Raw genomic sequence first — 16,588 nt, 5'->3', positions numbered from 1 at the left:
CGCGATGATACCGGTGCTTGTTGATTTCGCGTAGGCAAAATTTTGCAAAGCGACTACCGGTGGTGGCCGAGCGCTATTCCTGTAGGAGCGCGCTTGCCCGCGATGACTTTCCTCCATCCAACATCAAAGTGCCGGAAGAAACGCGATCGCGGGCAAGCGCGCTCCTACAGGCAGGGAAAATTTTTCAGGATTCGAATATCACTTTCGCCAATTCTTCAATCTGCTCCTGCCGCTCAGCCTGATTCAGCTTCGCCCCAGGATTCAGCGACGACCATTGCGGATGAGCGCGGGCTTTTTGCAGTGCGTCGGGCAGTTTGCCTTCGCGCCAGGTTTTATCCTGTGGTGTGGTTAACTGGATGCTTTCCATGGCGGCATGGCCTCTGGCGCCCAAGGCAATCAGCAAATGGCGTTGACGCAGCGCAAGCAGGCGAAGTACGGCATCGTCCACCGTCAGTTCGCGTTGGCCTTTGATCTTGCCGAGCAATCGTCCGCCGTAACTGCGGGCAGTCTGTAATGCACCACCGGCAATCGCCCCGGCCAAAGCCGCTGCGCCCATGGTGAGGCCACCCACCAGCAAATCGACACCGGCACCCGCTGCCGCGCCTGCCGCTATCCCGCCGCCGACCCGTACGCCCAGTTGCTTGAGGGTTTCCGGGTTGAACAAATCGTCGCCCCAGCGCCCGTCCAGCAGTGGCAAATCGCTGGCTGCCGCGTCCTGAACGCGAAACGCGTAAAGCTTGAGCAGCTCTTCCACGCAGCGCTGTTCGCGCTGGCGCACCGCTTTGCGCAACTCATCGATAGCTTGTTGCTCATGGCCCGATTCAGTGGAAACGCTGCGACGGCAGGCTGCGCAGTCGATGAGTAACTGCGCGATCAACCGGCTAGCACTTTGTCGTCGGATTTCGCGCTGGGCCTCAATATCCAGAATCAGCCGTTCTAGTTGATCTCTGAAGTTTTCCAGCAGCAGGGCAAGGCTTTCATACAGGCGCCGCTCGCCATCTTCTGGCGGCGCGACGCTGTCAAAGCGAACCAGCGCATGCAGACCCAGTCGTGCAAGTGCCTCGCGCCATGCGGGCTCCCGGTGTTCTGCGCTGCTGACAAAATTCAGGACTGGCAGCAACGGTTTGCCACAACTGGCCAGGATCGACAGCTCGTCGCGGTACTTGGCCAGCACCGGCTCGCGGGCGTCGATGATGTACAAACCGGCGTCAGAGGCCAGTAACTGGCGCATGACTTTGGCTTCCTGCTCAAAGCGCTGTCTTGCTTCACTGCCTTCCAGAAAGCGTGCCAGCCGTGCGGGGCCGTCCAGCCGCTCGCCCGGTCGATCCTGGCGTTCGAGAAAGTCCAGTAGCGCGATGGCGTCTTCCAGGCCCGGCGTGTCGTAGAGCTCAAGCAGCGCCTGACCATCTACCGACAACCGCGCGCCTTCCACATGGCGGGTGGTGCTTGGCCTATGGGAGACTTCCCCGAAGCCTACGTCGCGAGTGAGCGTTCTTAGCAGCGAGGTCTTGCCGACATTGGTGTGGCCAACCACCGCCAGTTTCAGCGGGCGGATCTTGTCCTTGTCAGTCATGACCCGTCTCCAGCCAGTTCAGTGGCGCACTGTCGCTCCACTCGAGATCCAGTTGCTGCAGCGCCGCGTGCCAGTCGCTGACTCGCTCTGCGTTCAGATGTTGCCCGGCAGGGGCCGATAGCAACCAGACTCGTGTTGCGCCCGCACAGCGAGCCAGTTCGGCAACCAGTGCAAGGCTGCCTCGATCAGGTGAGCGACGTGGGTCGCAGGCAATCACCAACCGGGCAGGCGGAAAGCGGGTCAGTTGATCTAGCAGTTTTTGCCTGGATTCCCGGCTGTCGAGAATGCCTGCATCGACCACGTTTTCCGGCAATAGCGGCGGCCATGGCTGTTCATCGTCCAGCTCGATAGCGACCAACAATGCGCCGTTGCTTTGTTGTGCCGTGCCATTGGGCTGTACTTGATGCAGTTGTTCTGGCGCAGCGTCGCTGACCCCCAGTCTCTCGCTGCTGGGCATCAGGCGTTCGCGAAGCTGGCTGTAACCTGGCAAGGTCAGGTCCAGACTCAGTGCAGCCCGGCCGATGCGCCAGCACCACAGGCAGACCAACGCAAGGATCAGGCGCGGCACGATGCCATAGACCAATAGCACGCCGACCAGCCATGCCGCCCAGGCCTGACGACCTGATTCAACAACCAGGGCGCTGTCGCCGCTGGCGCGGATCATGGACTCGTCCGGTACGCTGAAGCCCAGCATGGCCGGGAGAATGCCGAGGGTCTGGGTCAGGCTGACGAAGGTGTCGCTACCTAAAATAGTGGTTTCCCACACAAAGCCATAACGTCGGGTCGCCATCAGCATCAATAGCAGCACCAGCGCGCTGACCAGTGCCAGCAGCCATAAACCATGTATCGCCGCACCCAGTACCCATCGATTCAAGCGTTTGCGCTGCAACAGCACAATCAGCGCAGGGGCAAGTTGGGCGGCCTGGGCATCGCGGGCAAGCTTTTCACTGAGCCATAGCCAGAGGCGTCCAAGGCTTGCAGTGTTTTGCCCGGCGACGCTAAAACTCATCGCCCAGCTGAAGAGCATAATCAGGTTCAGCCCGAGCAGGCTGCCCAGCGCCCAGAACACATTGACCGGCGTTTGGCCGTCGCCCAGCGCCGCGAAGGCGAGCCCGGCACCGCTGAGTACCGAGAGAATCGCCAGTGCAATCAGGGCCAGTCGGGCGCCTTGTTTCCAGTGTGGCAGTGCGGAGCGCATGCCATCGCGTTCGGCCAGCCACAGGGCCCGGCTTTGCACGCGGTTCGTCAGATCGCCACCGTTGGCCCGGGCGCGACGGTTGGCTTCAAGGTCTTCCAGCGGGCCGGCCTGTTCTTCGCGCAGGCGCACGGCTTCGGTCAGCCAGAGGGTATCGAGGGGAGTCAGAGCAGTCACACAGCGTCTCGTCGAATGAATCAGTAAAGGAGCATAACCTCTGCGCCCTGTATTCGAGCAAATCGGCCGCTACGAATTCAGTGTCAGCGTCTGTTATTCTCGCCGCCATGAAAAATCAACTTCCGCTTAGCCTGATTGCCGCCCTTGGTGAGAACCGAGTGATTGGCGTCGACAATTCCATGCCCTGGCACTTGCCGGGGGATTTCAAATACTTCAAAGCCACGACTCTGGGCAAGCCGATCATCATGGGTCGCAAGACCTGGGATTCGCTGGGGCGGCCGCTGCCAGGTCGCCTTAATCTGGTGGTCACGCGCCAAGCGGATCTGCAGCTTGAGGGTGCCGAGGTCTTTACGTCGCTGGAGTCCGCTGTTGCCCGCGCTGAAGAATGGGCGCTGGAGCAGGGCGTTGCGGAAGTGATGCTGATCGGCGGTGCGCAGTTATACGCCCAGGGGCTGGCTGAGGCCGATCGCTTGTACCTGACCCGTGTGGCATTGAGTCCCGAAGGCGATGCGTGGTTTCCGGAGTTTGATCTGGCCGAATGGGCGTTGGTGTCCGAGGTGTTGAACCCAGCGGTGGATGACAAGCCTGCGTATAGCTTTGAGGTTTGGGAGCGCCGGTAGGAGGCAACTTGTTGGCGAGGCATTGTTCCTGTCGCCGTCTGGAATATCGCCTCGCGAACAAGTTCGCTCCTACCGAGGATCGATTGCTTCTGTCACAAAAATGTCGTAATCGGAAATCTGCGTCGCGAATCGCTTCCAGTGTGACGCCCTCGGAACGTACACAGTCGCTGGCATCCCCAATCAGTCATCATAATTTGTTACGGTCCATCCTCTTAACTTTCAGGGGGATACCACGATGAAGTTCGCTCCACGATTGCTTGCCGCCGCACTCTGCCTTGGTCTGGCCGGGCAGGCGTTTGCTGCCACCGAGTTGAAACACTGGCCTGAGCCCGCCGCCAAAGCACTCGATGCGATGATTGCCGCCAATGCCAACAAGGGCAATTACGCGGTTTTCGACATGGACAACACCAGTTACCGCTTCGACCTCGAAGAGTCGCTGCTGCCGTACATGGAAAGCAAAGGGCTGATCACCCGAGAGAAGCTCGATCCATCCCTCAAGCTGATGCCTTTCAAGGACACGGCTGATCACAAGGAAAGCCTGTTCAGCTACTACTACCGCCTGTGTGAAGTCGACGACATGGTTTGCTATCCATGGGTCGCTCAAGTGTTCTCGGGCTTTACCCTCAAGGAGCTCAAAGGCTATGTCGATGAGCTGATGGCCCTGGGTAAACCGATCCCTGCCACTTACTACGATGGCGATGTGGTCAAGAAGCTCGATGTCGAGCCGCCGCGCATCTTTACCGGCCAGAAAGAACTGTTCAACAAACTGATGGAAAACGGCATTGAGGTCTACGTGATGACCGCTGCTTCTGAAGAGCTGGTGCGGATGGTCGCCGCTGATCCCAAGTACGGCTACAACGTCAAACCGCAGAACGTGATTGGCGTGACCATGCTGCTCAAGGACAAGAAGACCGGCGAGCTGACTACTGCGCGCAAGCAGATCACGGCGGGCAAGTACGACGAGAAGGCCAACCTCGGCTTGGAACTGACGCCTTATCTCTGGACTCCAGCGACCTGGATGGCGGGCAAGCAGGCAGCAATCCTCACCTACATCGACCAATGGAAGAAACCAGTGCTCGTAGCAGGCGATACGCCAACCAGCGATGGCTACATGCTGTTCCACGGCGTAGACGTCAACAAGGGCGGCGTGCATTTGTGGATCAACCGCAAAGACAAATACATGACCCAGTTGAACGGCATGATCAAAAGCAATGCAGAGGCTCAGGCCAAAGAAGGTTTGCCGGTGACCGCGGACAAGAACTGGGTGATCGTCAAGCCGGATGAGATTCAGTAAGCGCGTCATCTCGTAGGAGCGATCTACATACACTAACTGATGTGCCGAGGTCTTCAGTTGGAGCGAGGCTTGCCCGCGAAGTAGGCAACTCGGCAGGGCAGGTTCACCGCGTTATCGTTTTTCGCGGGCAAGCCTCGCTCCAACAAAAATCAGCAACAAAAAAACCCGGCATCGCTGCCGGGTTTTTTGTGTTCACTGAAAAAGCTTAAGGCACCAGCTTGTCCAGCAACGCCTTGTCGCGCACAGCGCCTTTGTCGGCGCTGGTAGCGAGCAGGGCGTAGGCTTTCAGCGCTGTCGTCACTTTACGTGGGCGCGCTTCAACCGGCTTCCAGCCTTTCTTGTCTTGTTCAGCACGGCGCGAGGCCATTTCTGCGTCGTCGATCAGCAGGTTGATCGAGCGGTTCGGGATGTCGATCAGTACTTTGTCGCCGTCGCGCACCAGACCAATCGCGCCACCCGCAGCTGCCTCAGGCGACGCGTGGCCGATGGACAGACCCGAAGTACCACCCGAGAAACGACCGTCGGTGAGCAATGCGCAGGCTTTGCCCAGACCTTTGGATTTCAGGTACGACGTCGGGTACAGCATCTCCTGCATGCCCGGGCCGCCTTTCGGGCCTTCGTAGCGGATGATCACGATGTCGCCGGCCTGGACTTCGTCAGCAAGGATGCCGCGCACAGCGCTGTCCTGGCTTTCGAAGATCTTGGCGTTGCCTTCGAATACGTGGATCGATTCGTCGACCCCTGCGGTTTTCACTACGCAGCCGTCCAGCGCGATATTGCCGTACAGCACGGCGAGACCGCCTTCTTGCGAGTAGGCGTGCTCGAAACTGCGGATGCAGCCATTTTCGCGGTCGTCATCCACTGTTTCCCAACGCGTCGACTGGCTGAATGCAGTCTGGGTCGGGATCCCGGCAGGGCCTGCACGGAAGAAGGTATGCACAGCTTCATCGTCAGTCTGTGTGATGTCCCATTTGGCGATCGCTTCTTCCATGGACGGGCTGTGGACGGTCGGCAGGTCGGTGTGCAGCAGACCGCCGCGGGCCAGTGAACCGAGGATGCTGAAGATACCGCCGGCGCGGTGCACATCTTCCATGTGGTACTTCTGGATGTTCGGCGCCACTTTGCACAGCTGCGGAACGGTGCGCGACAGGCGATCAATGTCACGCAGGTCGAAGGGGATCTCGGCTTCCTGAGCGGCAGCCAGCAAATGCAGGATGGTGTTGGTCGAGCCACCCATGGCGATGTCGAGCATCATGGCGTTTTCAAACGCCTTGAAGTTGGCGATGTTGCGCGGCAGGACGGCGTCGTTGTTTTCGATGTAGTACTGACGGCACAGGTCGACGATGGTGCGGCCAGCCTGCAGGAACAGTTGCTCGCGGTCGCTGTGAGTGGCCAGTGTCGAGCCGTTGCCCGGCAGTGCCAGACCCAGTGCTTCGGTCAGGCAGTTCATCGAGTTGGCGGTGAACATGCCGGAGCATGAACCGCAGGTCGGACAAGCGCTGCGCTCGTATTCGGCGACTTTTTCGTCGCTGGCCGTCGAGTCGGCTGCGATGACCATGGCATCGACCAGATCCAGACCGTGGGAGGCGAGCTTGGTCTTGCCGGCTTCCATCGGGCCGCCGGAAACGAAGATCACCGGGATGTTCAGGCGCAAAGCAGCCATCAACATGCCTGGGGTGATCTTGTCGCAGTTGGAGATGCAGACGATGGCGTCAGCGCAGTGGGCGTTGACCATGTATTCGACGGAGTCGGCGATGATCTCGCGGCTCGGCAGCGAATACAGCATGCCGTCGTGGCCCATGGCAATGCCGTCATCCACGGCAATGGTGTTGAATTCTTTGGCGACGCCACCGGCCCGCTCGATTTCACGGGCAACCAATTGGCCCATGTCCTTGAGGTGGACGTGGCCCGGTACGAACTGGGTGAACGAGTTGGCAACGGCGATAATCGGTTTCTTGAAGTCTGCGTCCTTCATCCCGGTTGCGCGCCACAAGGCACGAGCGCCGGCCATGTTGCGGCCGTGGGTGGACGTTTTAGAGCGGTAATCAGGCATGGAGCACTCCGGGCGGCTAACCAGGTAAATAGAAAGGGATTGAGCCTCTAGTGTCGTCACGGACAAACGGCAGTGACCGCTTGCTGCGAGGGAAACCGACACGCCACGGGATCACCGTGCGCTCGGCCTGAGCTCATAAACCCGCCGGGGATGACTGGCGATGAATAGCGCCGATTCTACACCTGTAGGGCGCAGAAGGGATGCTAAGCGGGGGGATTTATGGATGAATGTCTTCGGCGATACATCCGGCAGTAGTTGAGCTGCGGTGATGTTGAAACCCTCGACTAGCCTTTTATTTTTGGGTGGAGGGCAATGGATTGCCAGATTTACATCGCAGTAAACAAGCTCGCATCGGAAGGTACTCGGAAATCGGCCGCATCTACTCACTCACTTCCGTCGTGCAGAACCGGCAGGCGGTTTTTACGGATTGGAGGCTTGGGCGTTTGGTCGAGGAGGAGTTTCGACGTGCTCAGGATCAGGATTTGGTGAGATCACTCGCGTGGGTCGTAATGCCGGATCATTTTCACTGGCTGGTCGAGCTCAGGTCCGGAACGTTGCAGGCGCTTATGCAGGGTGTGAAATCTCGTAGCGCTATATCGGTGAATCGTGCGCGCGGACGCAGCGAGCCGTTATGGCAAAAGGGTTATCACGACAGGGCTATTCGATACGATGAGGATCTAGAAAAGGTTGCCGATTACATCCTTGCCAATCCGTTTCGGGCAGGTTTGGTGGCGCGAATTGAGGACTACCCGCTTTGGGACAATGTGTGGCTTTGAATGCGTCATCGCGAGCAAGCTCGCTCCTACAGATGACCCGGTTCCAATTGTAGGAGCGAGCTTGCTCGCGATGGCGTCAGCGGCCGTTACGCATCAAGGCCAGTCGTTTGGCGGCGCAAATTGAGGACTACCCGCTTTGGGACAATGTGTGGCTTTGAATGCGTCATCGCGAGCAAGCTCGCTCCTGCAGATGACCCGGTTCCAACTGTAGGAGCGAGCTTGCTCGCGACGGCGTCAGCGGCCGTTACGCATCAAGGCCAGTCGTTTGGTGGCGCGAATTGAGGACTACCCGCTTTGGGACAATGTGTGGTTTTGAATGCGTCATCGCGAGCAAGCTCGCTCCTACAGATGACCCGGTTCCAATTGTAGGAGCGAGCTTGCCCGCGATGGCGTCAGTTGCCGTTACGCAAATTCAAACCCAACCGTCATTCTTCTTACGCCCGCGAATCATTGCCGGGATGATCAAGCCGACGATCAAGCCTGCTACAGGATTTCAACTGTAGGAGCGCGCTTGCTCGCGATGACGTCAGTTGTCGTTACGCAAATTCAAACCCAACCATCATTCTTCTTACGCCCGCGTGTCATGGCCGGGATGATCAGGCCGACCAGCAGGCCTGCACCGGCGATGCTGCCGCCGTAGACCATATAGCGCATCAGGACGAGGTTGTTCTCATCGCCGAGTTTGGCCTGGGTCGTGCGCAGTTCTGACTGGGCCGCGGTGAGTTGCTCGTTGAGGTCTTTACTCCGGGCTTCTAGCTCGTCGATCAGCTTTTTACGGGTATCCAGGGTTTCCTGCATCCCTTGCACGCGCACCTTCCAGCCGTCATCGATGGTCTTGAGCTGGCCACTCAGATCAGCCACCTGCTGAGTCAGTTCCGGCAGACGTTCGGCCTGGCCGGGCTGGCTTTGCAGGTCGGCAGTCGGAATCCATACCGAGTTACCACCCTCACGCACCTGGCTGTACTCGCCTTGAGTACTGATCAGCTCAACCTTCTGGCCGGACTTAAGGGTACCAACAATCCGATAGCCGTCGGTTGGTCCGCTGCGCACATACGTATTGAGGCTGTCACTGACCCAGCGGTCATTGGCTTTGGGTTCTGCCGCATGGGCTGTAGTGCAAGCAGCGATCAGCAAGCCAGCGCCTAGAGTGCGGTAGTTGAAAACACGAGGAAGACGAGAAATGAGTGCTGAAAGATGACGAGACATAGACATGGTTATCTTCGATAAAAGGAAAGATAAAGGCGCCGATGGTCGGGCCGGTAAAGATGGGGCAGTGATCTGCAGGGCAAAAGCGCTGCAACTGCGATGGATGATCGGCATGGGCGAAAAGGGGAATACATGAGCCTTTTGGGGCTCAACGCCAGCAACGCCATCCTTTTTTATCCCCACACACTGACCGTCAAAAACCGTTCGGGTTCATTGCCGGGGTGTGACAGTGACGGAATTCTGACTTGCGGTAGAAAGTCTTGGCTAGGATGACAGCGAATAGCTCGGCAGATGATCGTGGTATCTAACGTACAGTTTTGTTTGTAGGAGGTTTCTGAAAGTGCTGCTGACGGATTTTTTACGTCCAGTCATCTCTATAGGATGCCGACGCACCGCAGCGCTTTCCACTAGGGAGGCCCGGTTTGGTCGGGAGGATGAAGTGGGCGACAATTTTGTTTGTGTCGTAGGCATGAAGGCGGATTGCGGTGATTGCGACAAAACGTTTTTACCAAGCAAGGAGCAGCAAAAGACATTGTTTATAAGGCAGCCTTTGGCCTGTCCACATTGTCGATGCATGTTGATCTCCCCTCAAGAGCAGCTTGATGCTCTAAGAGATAAGGGCAATCCTGGAATGAGCTATATCCCGACGATGATAATTATGGGTATCTGCAACATGGTGTTTTTCGGGATGGTTATAGCGGGGATAATCGATCAAGAGGCCGTGATTCTTCTAGGATTCGCGGTAGCAATTTTTGGTCTGATGATAGTGAGCTTCGGTTTCAGATCTGCTACTCGTGACCTGAAAATCCGGCTGGAGAAATACGACTCCCCTTGATTCAAAGGGAGTCGTTACAGCTTAGCTATTCGGCAACAACCGGCACGTGATGCTCTTGATGTAGCGCGTTTCGGCAATCGCCGGGTGTACCGGGTGATCCGGGCCCTGGCCGCCGCGTTCGAGCAGCTGGATGTTGCGATCCAGGTGGCGGGCGCTGGTCAGCAGGATGTTTTGCAGGTCATCTTCCGGCAAGTGCATTGAGCACGACGCGCTGATCAGGATGCCGTCCTTGCTGAGCAAACGCATGGCTTGCTCGTTCAGGCGACGGTATCCGGCTTCACCGTTTTTCAGGTCTTTCTTGCGTTTGATGAAGGCCGGAGGGTCGGCAACGATCACATCGAAGCGCTCTTCGCTGGCTTTCAGCTCTTTAAGGGCTGCGAACACATCACCTTCGATGCAGGTGAGTTTCTCCGCAAAACCGTTCAGTGCAGCGTTGCGCTCCACGCCGTCCAGTGCAAATGCAGATGCATCGACGCAGGTTACGTCAGTGGCGCCGAACGCTGCGGCCTGAATGCCCCAGCCACCGATGTAGCTGTAGAGGTCCAGAACACGTTTGCCTTTTACGTACGGGGCTATGCGGGCGCGGTTCATGCGGTGATCGTAGAACCAGCCGGTTTTCTGACCTTCCATGACCGGCGCTTCGAATTTCACGCCGTTCTCTTCCAGCGCGACCCACTCCGGAACCAGGCCAAATGCGGTTTCAACATAACGGTTCAGGCCTTCTGCATCGCGCGCGGCCGAGTCGTTCTTGAACAGGATGCCGCTTGGCTTGAGCACTTGAACCAGGGCGGCAAGGACGTCTTCCTTGTGTTTTTCCATGGTGGCAGACGCCAGCTGGACCACCAGAATGTCGCCGAAACGATCAACGACCAAGCCCGGCAGCAGGTCCGAGTCGCCATAGACCAGGCGATAGAACGGCTTGTCGAACAGGCGATCACGCAGAGACAAGGCTACGTTGAGGCGATGCACCAGCAACGATTTGTCCAGCGGCAACTTGACGTCCCGCGACAGCAGGCGGGCGCAGATCAGGTTGTTGGGGCTCATGGCGACGATGCCCAGCGGTTTGCCGCCTGCGGCTTCCAGCACGGCTTGATCACCTGCGGCAAAGCCGTGCAGCGGGGTCGCGGCTACGTCGATTTCGTTGCTGTAGACCCACAAGTGACCGGCGCGCAGGCGACGGTCGGCGTTGGCTTTGAGGCGCAAGCTAGGCAGGGACATGACGTCGCTCCGGAAAAAAGAGCGGGATTATAGCGCGTCATCTCGCTCTGGGGCGCGATGATGTGAATTAACCGGCTAGCGGTTGTGCAGCCGCAGGCTCGATCATCCCGACCGCACGAGTCCCTCTTTTGAAATGGATTTCTTCAGAATCTTCACAGTTTGAAATGGCTACACATCTCGATATTTTTTAGCGGCTTGCAAGGGCTGCTGCTTCAGTGTCGGGATAATTGACGCCTTTAAGGCGTTTACCGTCGGCATTGATGGCTATAAAGCCACGGGCATGAAGGAGTAGAATCCAGATCTGTCCTTGAGTGTTTACCTATGTCCCAAGAGCTTACGTCCGAGCAGATTCAGCACGTCTTGCAAGGCATCAGTGTGCCTCCGCAACCGCAAATCATGGTGGATTTGCAGATGGAGCAGTACATGCCCGACCCCGATCTTGATGTGATCGCGAAGCTGATTTCTCAAGATCCTGGTTTGTCAGGGGCTCTGCTGAAAATCGTCAACTCGGCTCACTACGGGCTTGCCAACAAGATTGCCTCGATCCAGAAGGCGGTCAATCTGTTGGGGATTCGCTCTGTGATCAACCTGATCAATGCGCAGTCGATCAAGGGCGAGATGAGCGATGAAACCATCGTGACGCTGAACCGTTTCTGGGATTCGACTCAGGACGTGGCGATGACCAGTCTGACGCTGGCCAAGCGCATTGGCTCTCAAACTGTGGACGAATCCTACGCGTTGGGTCTTTTCCATGACTGCGGCATTCCCCTGATGCTCAAGCGCTTCCCCAACTATATGGAGGTCTTGGAGCAGGCTTATACCAGTGCAAGTGGGGAGCGCCGGGTCGTGGACACTGAAAACGAAACGTTTGATACCAATCACGCCGTTGTCGGCTATTTCACGGCAAAGTCCTGGCGTTTGCCTGAACATGTCACCAATGCCATCGCTAATCACCATAATGCGCTGGCGATTTTTCAGGATGATTCCAACCGTAACGCCCCGCTGAAGAACCTGCTGGCGGTGCTGAAAATGGCCGAGCATATCTGCGCGTCGCACAAGGTGCTCGGCAACGAAGATGAAGATCACGAGTGGGATGCCATCGGGCATCTGATCCTCGATTACGTTGGTCTGTCCGATTACGATTTCGAAAACCTTAAAGAAAGCATTCGCGAACTGTCCGCGCACTGATCTCGCGCCGTTGCATCGCTTCGCGCATCACCGAGTTATCCATGCCTGAATTACCCGAAGTTGAAACCACCCGCCGGGGCATTGCGCCTCACCTCGAAGGCCAACGTGTCAGCCGCGTCATTGTACGTGACCGGCGTCTGCGCTGGCCGATCCCGGAAGATCTGGATGTGCGCCTCTCAGGGCAGAAGATTGTGGTGGTCGAGCGACGCGCCAAGTATTTACTGATTCAGGCCGAAGTCGGGACCTTGATCAGCCACTTGGGCATGTCAGGCAACCTGCGTCTGGTGGAGGCTGGCATGCCCGCGCTCAAGCATGAGCATGTGGATATCGAGCTGGAGTCCGGCATGGCGCTGCGCTATACCGATCCACGCAGGTTCGGCGCAATGCTCTGGAGCCTGGACCCGCTTAATCATGAGCTGCTGGTGCGCTTGGGGCCTGAGCCGCTGACCGATCTTTTTGATGGTCAGCGCCTGTTCGAGCGTTCGCGGGGCAAGTCCATTGCGGTCAAGCCATTCATCATGGACAACGCAGTGGTGGTGGGCGTGGGGAATATCTACGCCACCGAAGCGTTGTTTGCGGCCGGTATTGATCCGCGTCGAGAGGCAAAAACCATTTCTCGTGCCCGCTATCTGAGATTGGCGATTGAGATCAAACGCATCCTGGCCGCCGCCATCGAGCGTGGCGGTACGACATTGCGTGACTTCATTGGTGGCGATGGTCAGCCTGGTTACTTCCAGCAAGAGTTGTTTGCCTATGGCCGTGGCGAGCAGCCCTGCAAAATCTGTGGCACTACGTTGCGTGAAATCAAGCTGGGGCAGCGGGCGAGTGTGTATTGCCCGAAGTGTCAGAAGTGATGCGGGTAAACGCTCGGACGGTGGACGATTCGATGTTTGCCTGCAATCCCGTAGGACCGGCTTTAGCCGGGAGGACGGTATTTCTGGCGAAGAAGATTTGGTGGGTGTCCCGACGCCCTCCCGGCTAAAGCCGGTCCTACGGAAGAGCGCAATTTCATGTGTGGTGCTTATCGCGGGCAAGCCCGGCTCCCACAAGAGGGAGTCGCTTCAACATGTTGTTGTATTTGCCCCACTTGCTTAACCCTCATCGCTGTTTATAGTTAACGGCATCCCAACCCGCTGTACATGAAGGACCATGCCATGAAGCCGTTTCGACTGATCGCCGCCAGCCTGGCTTTGATTTTCGGCATGCAGGCAATGCCTGCCATGGCCAACGAGCCGGTGATTCACGGCAGCGGAGACCCGGTTTACAGCATCCAGAATCCACCGGCTTACGCCATGATCGGCGATTTGCTGATTGCCCGACCGCTACTCATCGCAGCCACTATTGTCGGCGCCGGTCTGTTTGTCATTGCTTCGCCATTCGCTGCCGCTGGCGGGAACCTCGGCGCAACCGGCAAAGCATTGGTGGTTGATCCTGGCAAAGCCGCTTTCGTGCGCTGCCTGGGTTGCACTGGGGACGGTTACGGTAAGCAAGAGTAAAACCTGCCATTCAAGGCGCGGTTTGCCTGACCTTCGGATCGAATGTTTCTGACACGCCGAGGCCTCTCGGGTCGCTGGCCGCTTCGATACGTTTCCCGGTCTTGTCCCACAGCAACACTTGTTGGTTGCCATAGCCTCGCGAAACTTCCTTGAAGTGATAACCGCGCGATTGCAGGGCTTTCATTTCTTCCTGGCTGAACGCTCCCGGCTCGTGCTCGACCACGTCCGGTAGGTACTGGTGATGGTAGCGCGGCACGGCTGGCCAACTGGCAATCGGCTGGCCATTCAGATACTCCAGCATCGACAGCAGCACCATGCTCGGAATACGGCTGCCGCCCGGCGTGCCGAATGCGGCGAACTCATCGGGGCTTTCCAGAAAGCTCGGGCTCATGCTGGACAGTGGACGTTTTCCTGCCGCAATCGAATTGGCTTTACTGCCTGCAAGTCCATAGGCGTTGCTGCCTTGTGGGTCGGCAGCGAAATCATCCATTTCGTCGTTCAGCACAACGCCTGTATCCGGCACGGTGAACGCCGCGCCGAATGGCAAATTGACTGACAGCGTCGCCGCGACTGCATTGCCGTCTGTGTCCAGAACGGCAAAATGGGTGGTGTGCTCACCTTCACGCCAGCGCGGTGACGGCTCGAGGCTGCTGCTTGGCGTCGCGTCTTGTGGGTTGATGCTGCCCGCCATATGCACCAGATACTCGCGATCCAGCAGATTATTCAGAGGATTGGCGACGAAGTCCGGATCGCCCAGCAAACCACGGTCACGATAGGCGCGCCGCAGCACTTCCAGCACATAGTGGGCGCGCTGCACTTTGTCTGACTGCTGCCATGGGAGTTGTTGCAACATCATCAGGCTTTGGGCCAACGCTACGCCGCCTGCGGAGGGTGGCGGGGCGCTGATCAGCTCTCGCTGATCATCCAGGCGAAAACGCAGCGGCGCTCTTGTCGCGACCTGATACTGATCCAGATCCTCTGAATTCCAGATGCCGCCTGCCGTTTTCACGCCATGAACCAACGACTGAGCCGTCAGACCAGCGTAGAAACCATCGCGGCCATTGTTGGCCAGCCGGTTCAGCGTCGCGGCCAGCTCCGGCTGCTGGATGATCGCGCCCATCGCCGGGACTTCGCCGTTACGCAGAAACAGACGCGCGCTTTCCGGGTCGTCGCGCAGTGCCGAAAGGCGAGCGGTGGCGCGTTGCTGGTAAATTCTGTCGACCGGGAAGCCCTGATACGCCAGGCGAATGGCCGGTGCCATGGAGATGTTCAGCGGTAGCTTGCCATAACGCTCGGCCAATTCGACCAATGCTGCGGGCAGGCCCGGAATGGCGGCGGCCAGAGGGCCGTTCAGTGAGAGGCCAGGTTGTATCTTGCCGTTGCGGCGATAGAGATCGTAAGTCGCTTTGAGCGGTGCTTTTTCTCGCGCATCCAGAAACACATAGCCTGTCTGCGCGCCGCTTTGGCGTAACAGGAAGAACCCGCCGCCGCCCAATCCCGAACCATAAGGTTCAACCACGGCCAGCGCGGCGCTGATGGCCACGGCAGCGTCGAAGGCATTGCCGCCCGCCACCATGATCTCCCGGCCCGCTGCAGTGGCTTCTGGATGCGGGCTGGCAATGGCGGATTTTGCTGGGCGGGGAAACGCCGCTTCAGCAGCGAAAGTCGTCTGCGCTGATAAAGCGCAAAGCAAAAAAACACTGGATAGAACGTGCTTGAGGGTCATGCCGGGTTCGCTTTGGTCGGCCGGCAAGATAGCTGGATGTCAGCGATTCAGCGCCGAGGGGTCAAGCCTTGCCGGTGATGATCAGGTATTTGTTCATTAGCTCGTCTTTGCTTTCGACGCGGCTTTCATCCAGCGGGATGCAATCCACGGGGCAGACTTGCTGACATTGCGGCTCGTCGTAATGGCCAACGCATTCGGTGCACAGGTTCGGATTGATCACGTAGATCTCCTCACCTTGAGAAATCGCCTCGTTCGGGCACTCGGGTTCGCAGACGTCGCAATTGATGCAATCGTCAGTGATGATCAGGGACATGGAACACTCCTGCCACGGTCAAAGCCGGGGCATATGAAATCTAATGCGGCGAATTGTGCCGCATTAGTCGTTTCGTTGCACCCGGACGTTACCGTAAAACTTAGCGTTTGAAGCGTTCAGTCAGCGCCTCGGCGACAGCCGGGTGGACAAACTTGGTGATATCTCCGCCCAAGGCCGCGATTTCACGGACCAGCGTCGAGGAAATGAACGAGTACCGTTCGGATGGCGTGAGGAAAAGACTTTCGACGTCCGGTGCCAATTGGCGGTTCATATTGGCCAGCTGGAACTCGTATTCAAAGTCAGAGACGGCGCGCAGACCACGCAGAAACACATTGGCGTTCTGTTCTTTGGCAAAGTGCGCCAGTAGTGTCGAAAAGCCTACCACTTCGACATTCGGCAAGTGTTTAGTGACCTCTTGGGCCAGCTCCACGCGCTGTTCCAGTGGGAAAAGCGGGTTTTTCTTCGGGCTGGCGGCAACCGCAATGATCACATGATCGAACAGGCGCGATGCGCGCTCGACCAGATCGCCGTGGCCCTTGGTAATAGGGTCGAAGGTGCCTGGATACAACACTCGGTTCATCGCGTCGTCCTGGTCGGAGTCCTTGGGGAGTCGGATGGTAGCGCAGCATTCCCGGTGGGCCAAGTCGAAGTGCTGAAGGCTAAGGTCGTATTGCCATTGAAATTGAGCGTTAGAGCTGTGTATGCCCTGTCCCTGCCGGACATCGCGAAACGGTAGATATGTAGGAGTGAGCTTGCTCGCGATAGCGGTCTTTCTGTCACAAAATAGTTGATTGGCAGAACGTTATCGCGAGCAAGCTCACTCCTACAGGGGCCATGTTTGCCGCGAGTCAGGGCGGTGTGATGGACATCGGGGCAGCTCCCATCAAACTACATGTATGCAATTGAATTGGAATGCGT

General features: G+C 57.8%; 16 protein-coding genes. 8 read left to right on the top strand and 8 right to left on the bottom strand.

What is annotated here, in order from left to right; genetic code table 11:
- Positions 1-184: 184 nt before the first annotated feature.
- Both AO242_RS13890 and AO242_RS13885 read right to left on the bottom strand, forming a co-directional pair.
- Positions 185-1,573 carry a GTPase/DUF3482 domain-containing protein gene (locus AO242_RS13890; protein ID WP_099269166.1) on the bottom strand — a complete coding sequence of 463 codons (1,389 nt, stop codon included), beginning with the start codon at positions 1,571-1,573 and terminating at the stop codon, positions 185-187.
- Positions 1,566-2,945 (bottom strand): DUF2868 domain-containing protein, encoded by a 1,380-nt coding sequence (locus tag AO242_RS13885; protein WP_099269165.1) that lies wholly within the window; start codon positions 2,943-2,945, stop codon positions 1,566-1,568. The genes AO242_RS13890 and AO242_RS13885 overlap by 8 nt, the downstream gene beginning before the upstream one ends.
- A gap of 107 nt (positions 2,946-3,052) precedes the next feature.
- Between AO242_RS13885 and AO242_RS13880 the strand changes: the two genes are divergently transcribed.
- Both AO242_RS13880 and AO242_RS13875 read left to right on the top strand, forming a co-directional pair.
- On the top strand, positions 3,053-3,565 hold the full coding sequence (locus AO242_RS13880; protein WP_099269164.1) for a dihydrofolate reductase: 513 nt from the start codon (positions 3,053-3,055) through the stop codon (positions 3,563-3,565).
- Between the two features lie 235 nt (positions 3,566-3,800).
- A complete protein-coding gene (locus AO242_RS13875; RefSeq protein ID WP_099269163.1) occupies positions 3,801-4,859 on the top strand; it encodes a phosphorylcholine phosphatase in 1,059 nt (352 codons plus the stop codon).
- 205 nt (positions 4,860-5,064) lie between these two features.
- Here the strand turns inward: AO242_RS13875 and ilvD are convergent, their stop codons facing one another.
- Positions 5,065-6,912 carry a dihydroxy-acid dehydratase gene (ilvD, locus tag AO242_RS13870; protein ID WP_099269162.1) on the bottom strand — a complete coding sequence of 616 codons (1,848 nt, stop codon included), beginning with the start codon at positions 6,910-6,912 and terminating at the stop codon, positions 5,065-5,067.
- A 317-nt stretch (positions 6,913-7,229) separates the two neighbouring features.
- Here ilvD and AO242_RS13865 point away from each other — a divergent pair, with 317 nt between their 5' ends.
- Positions 7,230-7,688, top strand: a complete 459-nt coding sequence (locus AO242_RS13865) for an REP-associated tyrosine transposase (RefSeq protein ID WP_099269161.1) — start codon at positions 7,230-7,232, stop codon at positions 7,686-7,688.
- Between the two features lie 546 nt (positions 7,689-8,234).
- Here the strand turns inward: AO242_RS13865 and AO242_RS13855 are convergent.
- Entirely contained in the window at positions 8,235-8,894 is a 660-nt protein-coding gene (locus AO242_RS13855; protein WP_176560624.1) for a TIGR04211 family SH3 domain-containing protein, read from the bottom strand.
- A gap of 4 nt (positions 8,895-8,898) precedes the next feature.
- On the opposite strand from AO242_RS13855, the gene AO242_RS29720 reads away from it, so the two are divergent.
- Positions 8,899-9,030 (top strand): hypothetical protein, encoded by a 132-nt coding sequence (locus AO242_RS29720; RefSeq protein WP_255879654.1) that lies wholly within the window; start codon positions 8,899-8,901, stop codon positions 9,028-9,030.
- A 204-nt stretch (positions 9,031-9,234) separates the two neighbouring features.
- Positions 9,235-9,729 (top strand): hypothetical protein, encoded by a 495-nt coding sequence (locus AO242_RS13850; protein ID WP_141562213.1) that lies wholly within the window; start codon positions 9,235-9,237, stop codon positions 9,727-9,729.
- A 21-nt stretch (positions 9,730-9,750) separates the two neighbouring features.
- Here AO242_RS13850 and AO242_RS13845 read toward each other — a convergent pair whose 3' ends face one another.
- Positions 9,751-10,947 (bottom strand): class I SAM-dependent rRNA methyltransferase, encoded by a 1,197-nt coding sequence (locus tag AO242_RS13845; RefSeq protein WP_099269158.1) that lies wholly within the window; start codon positions 10,945-10,947, stop codon positions 9,751-9,753.
- 375 nt (positions 10,948-11,322) lie between these two features.
- Here AO242_RS13845 and AO242_RS13840 point away from each other — a divergent pair, with 375 nt between their 5' ends.
- The 3 genes from AO242_RS13840 to AO242_RS13830 all read left to right on the top strand — a co-directional run bounded on the left by AO242_RS13840 (position 11,323) and on the right by AO242_RS13830 (position 13,631).
- Positions 11,323-12,135, top strand: a complete 813-nt coding sequence (locus tag AO242_RS13840) for an HDOD domain-containing protein (RefSeq protein WP_161628575.1) — start codon at positions 11,323-11,325, stop codon at positions 12,133-12,135.
- A 41-nt stretch (positions 12,136-12,176) separates the two neighbouring features.
- Positions 12,177-12,989 (top strand): bifunctional DNA-formamidopyrimidine glycosylase/DNA-(apurinic or apyrimidinic site) lyase, encoded by an 813-nt coding sequence (gene mutM / locus AO242_RS13835; RefSeq protein WP_027899682.1) that lies wholly within the window; start codon positions 12,177-12,179, stop codon positions 12,987-12,989.
- Positions 12,990-13,289: 300 nt separating this feature from the next.
- Entirely contained in the window at positions 13,290-13,631 is a 342-nt protein-coding gene (locus tag AO242_RS13830) for a multidrug transporter (protein WP_099269157.1), read from the top strand.
- Positions 13,632-13,641: 10 nt separating this feature from the next.
- On the opposite strand, the gene ggt is transcribed toward AO242_RS13830, so the two are convergent.
- The 3 genes from ggt to coaD all read right to left on the bottom strand — a co-directional run bounded on the left by ggt (position 13,642) and on the right by coaD (position 16,250).
- Entirely contained in the window at positions 13,642-15,357 is a 1,716-nt protein-coding gene (ggt, locus tag AO242_RS13825) for a gamma-glutamyltransferase (RefSeq protein ID WP_099269156.1), read from the bottom strand.
- 61 nt (positions 15,358-15,418) lie between these two features.
- Positions 15,419-15,670, bottom strand: a complete 252-nt coding sequence (locus AO242_RS13820) for a YfhL family 4Fe-4S dicluster ferredoxin (RefSeq protein WP_099269155.1) — start codon at positions 15,668-15,670, stop codon at positions 15,419-15,421.
- Between the two features lie 100 nt (positions 15,671-15,770).
- On the bottom strand, positions 15,771-16,250 hold the full coding sequence (coaD, locus tag AO242_RS13815; RefSeq protein WP_027899686.1) for a pantetheine-phosphate adenylyltransferase: 480 nt from the start codon (positions 16,248-16,250) through the stop codon (positions 15,771-15,773).
- Between the last annotated feature and the right edge of the window lie 338 nt (positions 16,251-16,588).

This window comes from Pseudomonas sp. ICMP 561 (assembly GCF_002699985.1).
Lineage (GTDB): Bacteria > Pseudomonadota > Gammaproteobacteria > Pseudomonadales > Pseudomonadaceae > Aquipseudomonas > Aquipseudomonas quasicaspiana.
Note: the sequence above shows the minus strand (reverse complement) of the source record. Positions and strands in the feature narration are given on the sequence as shown.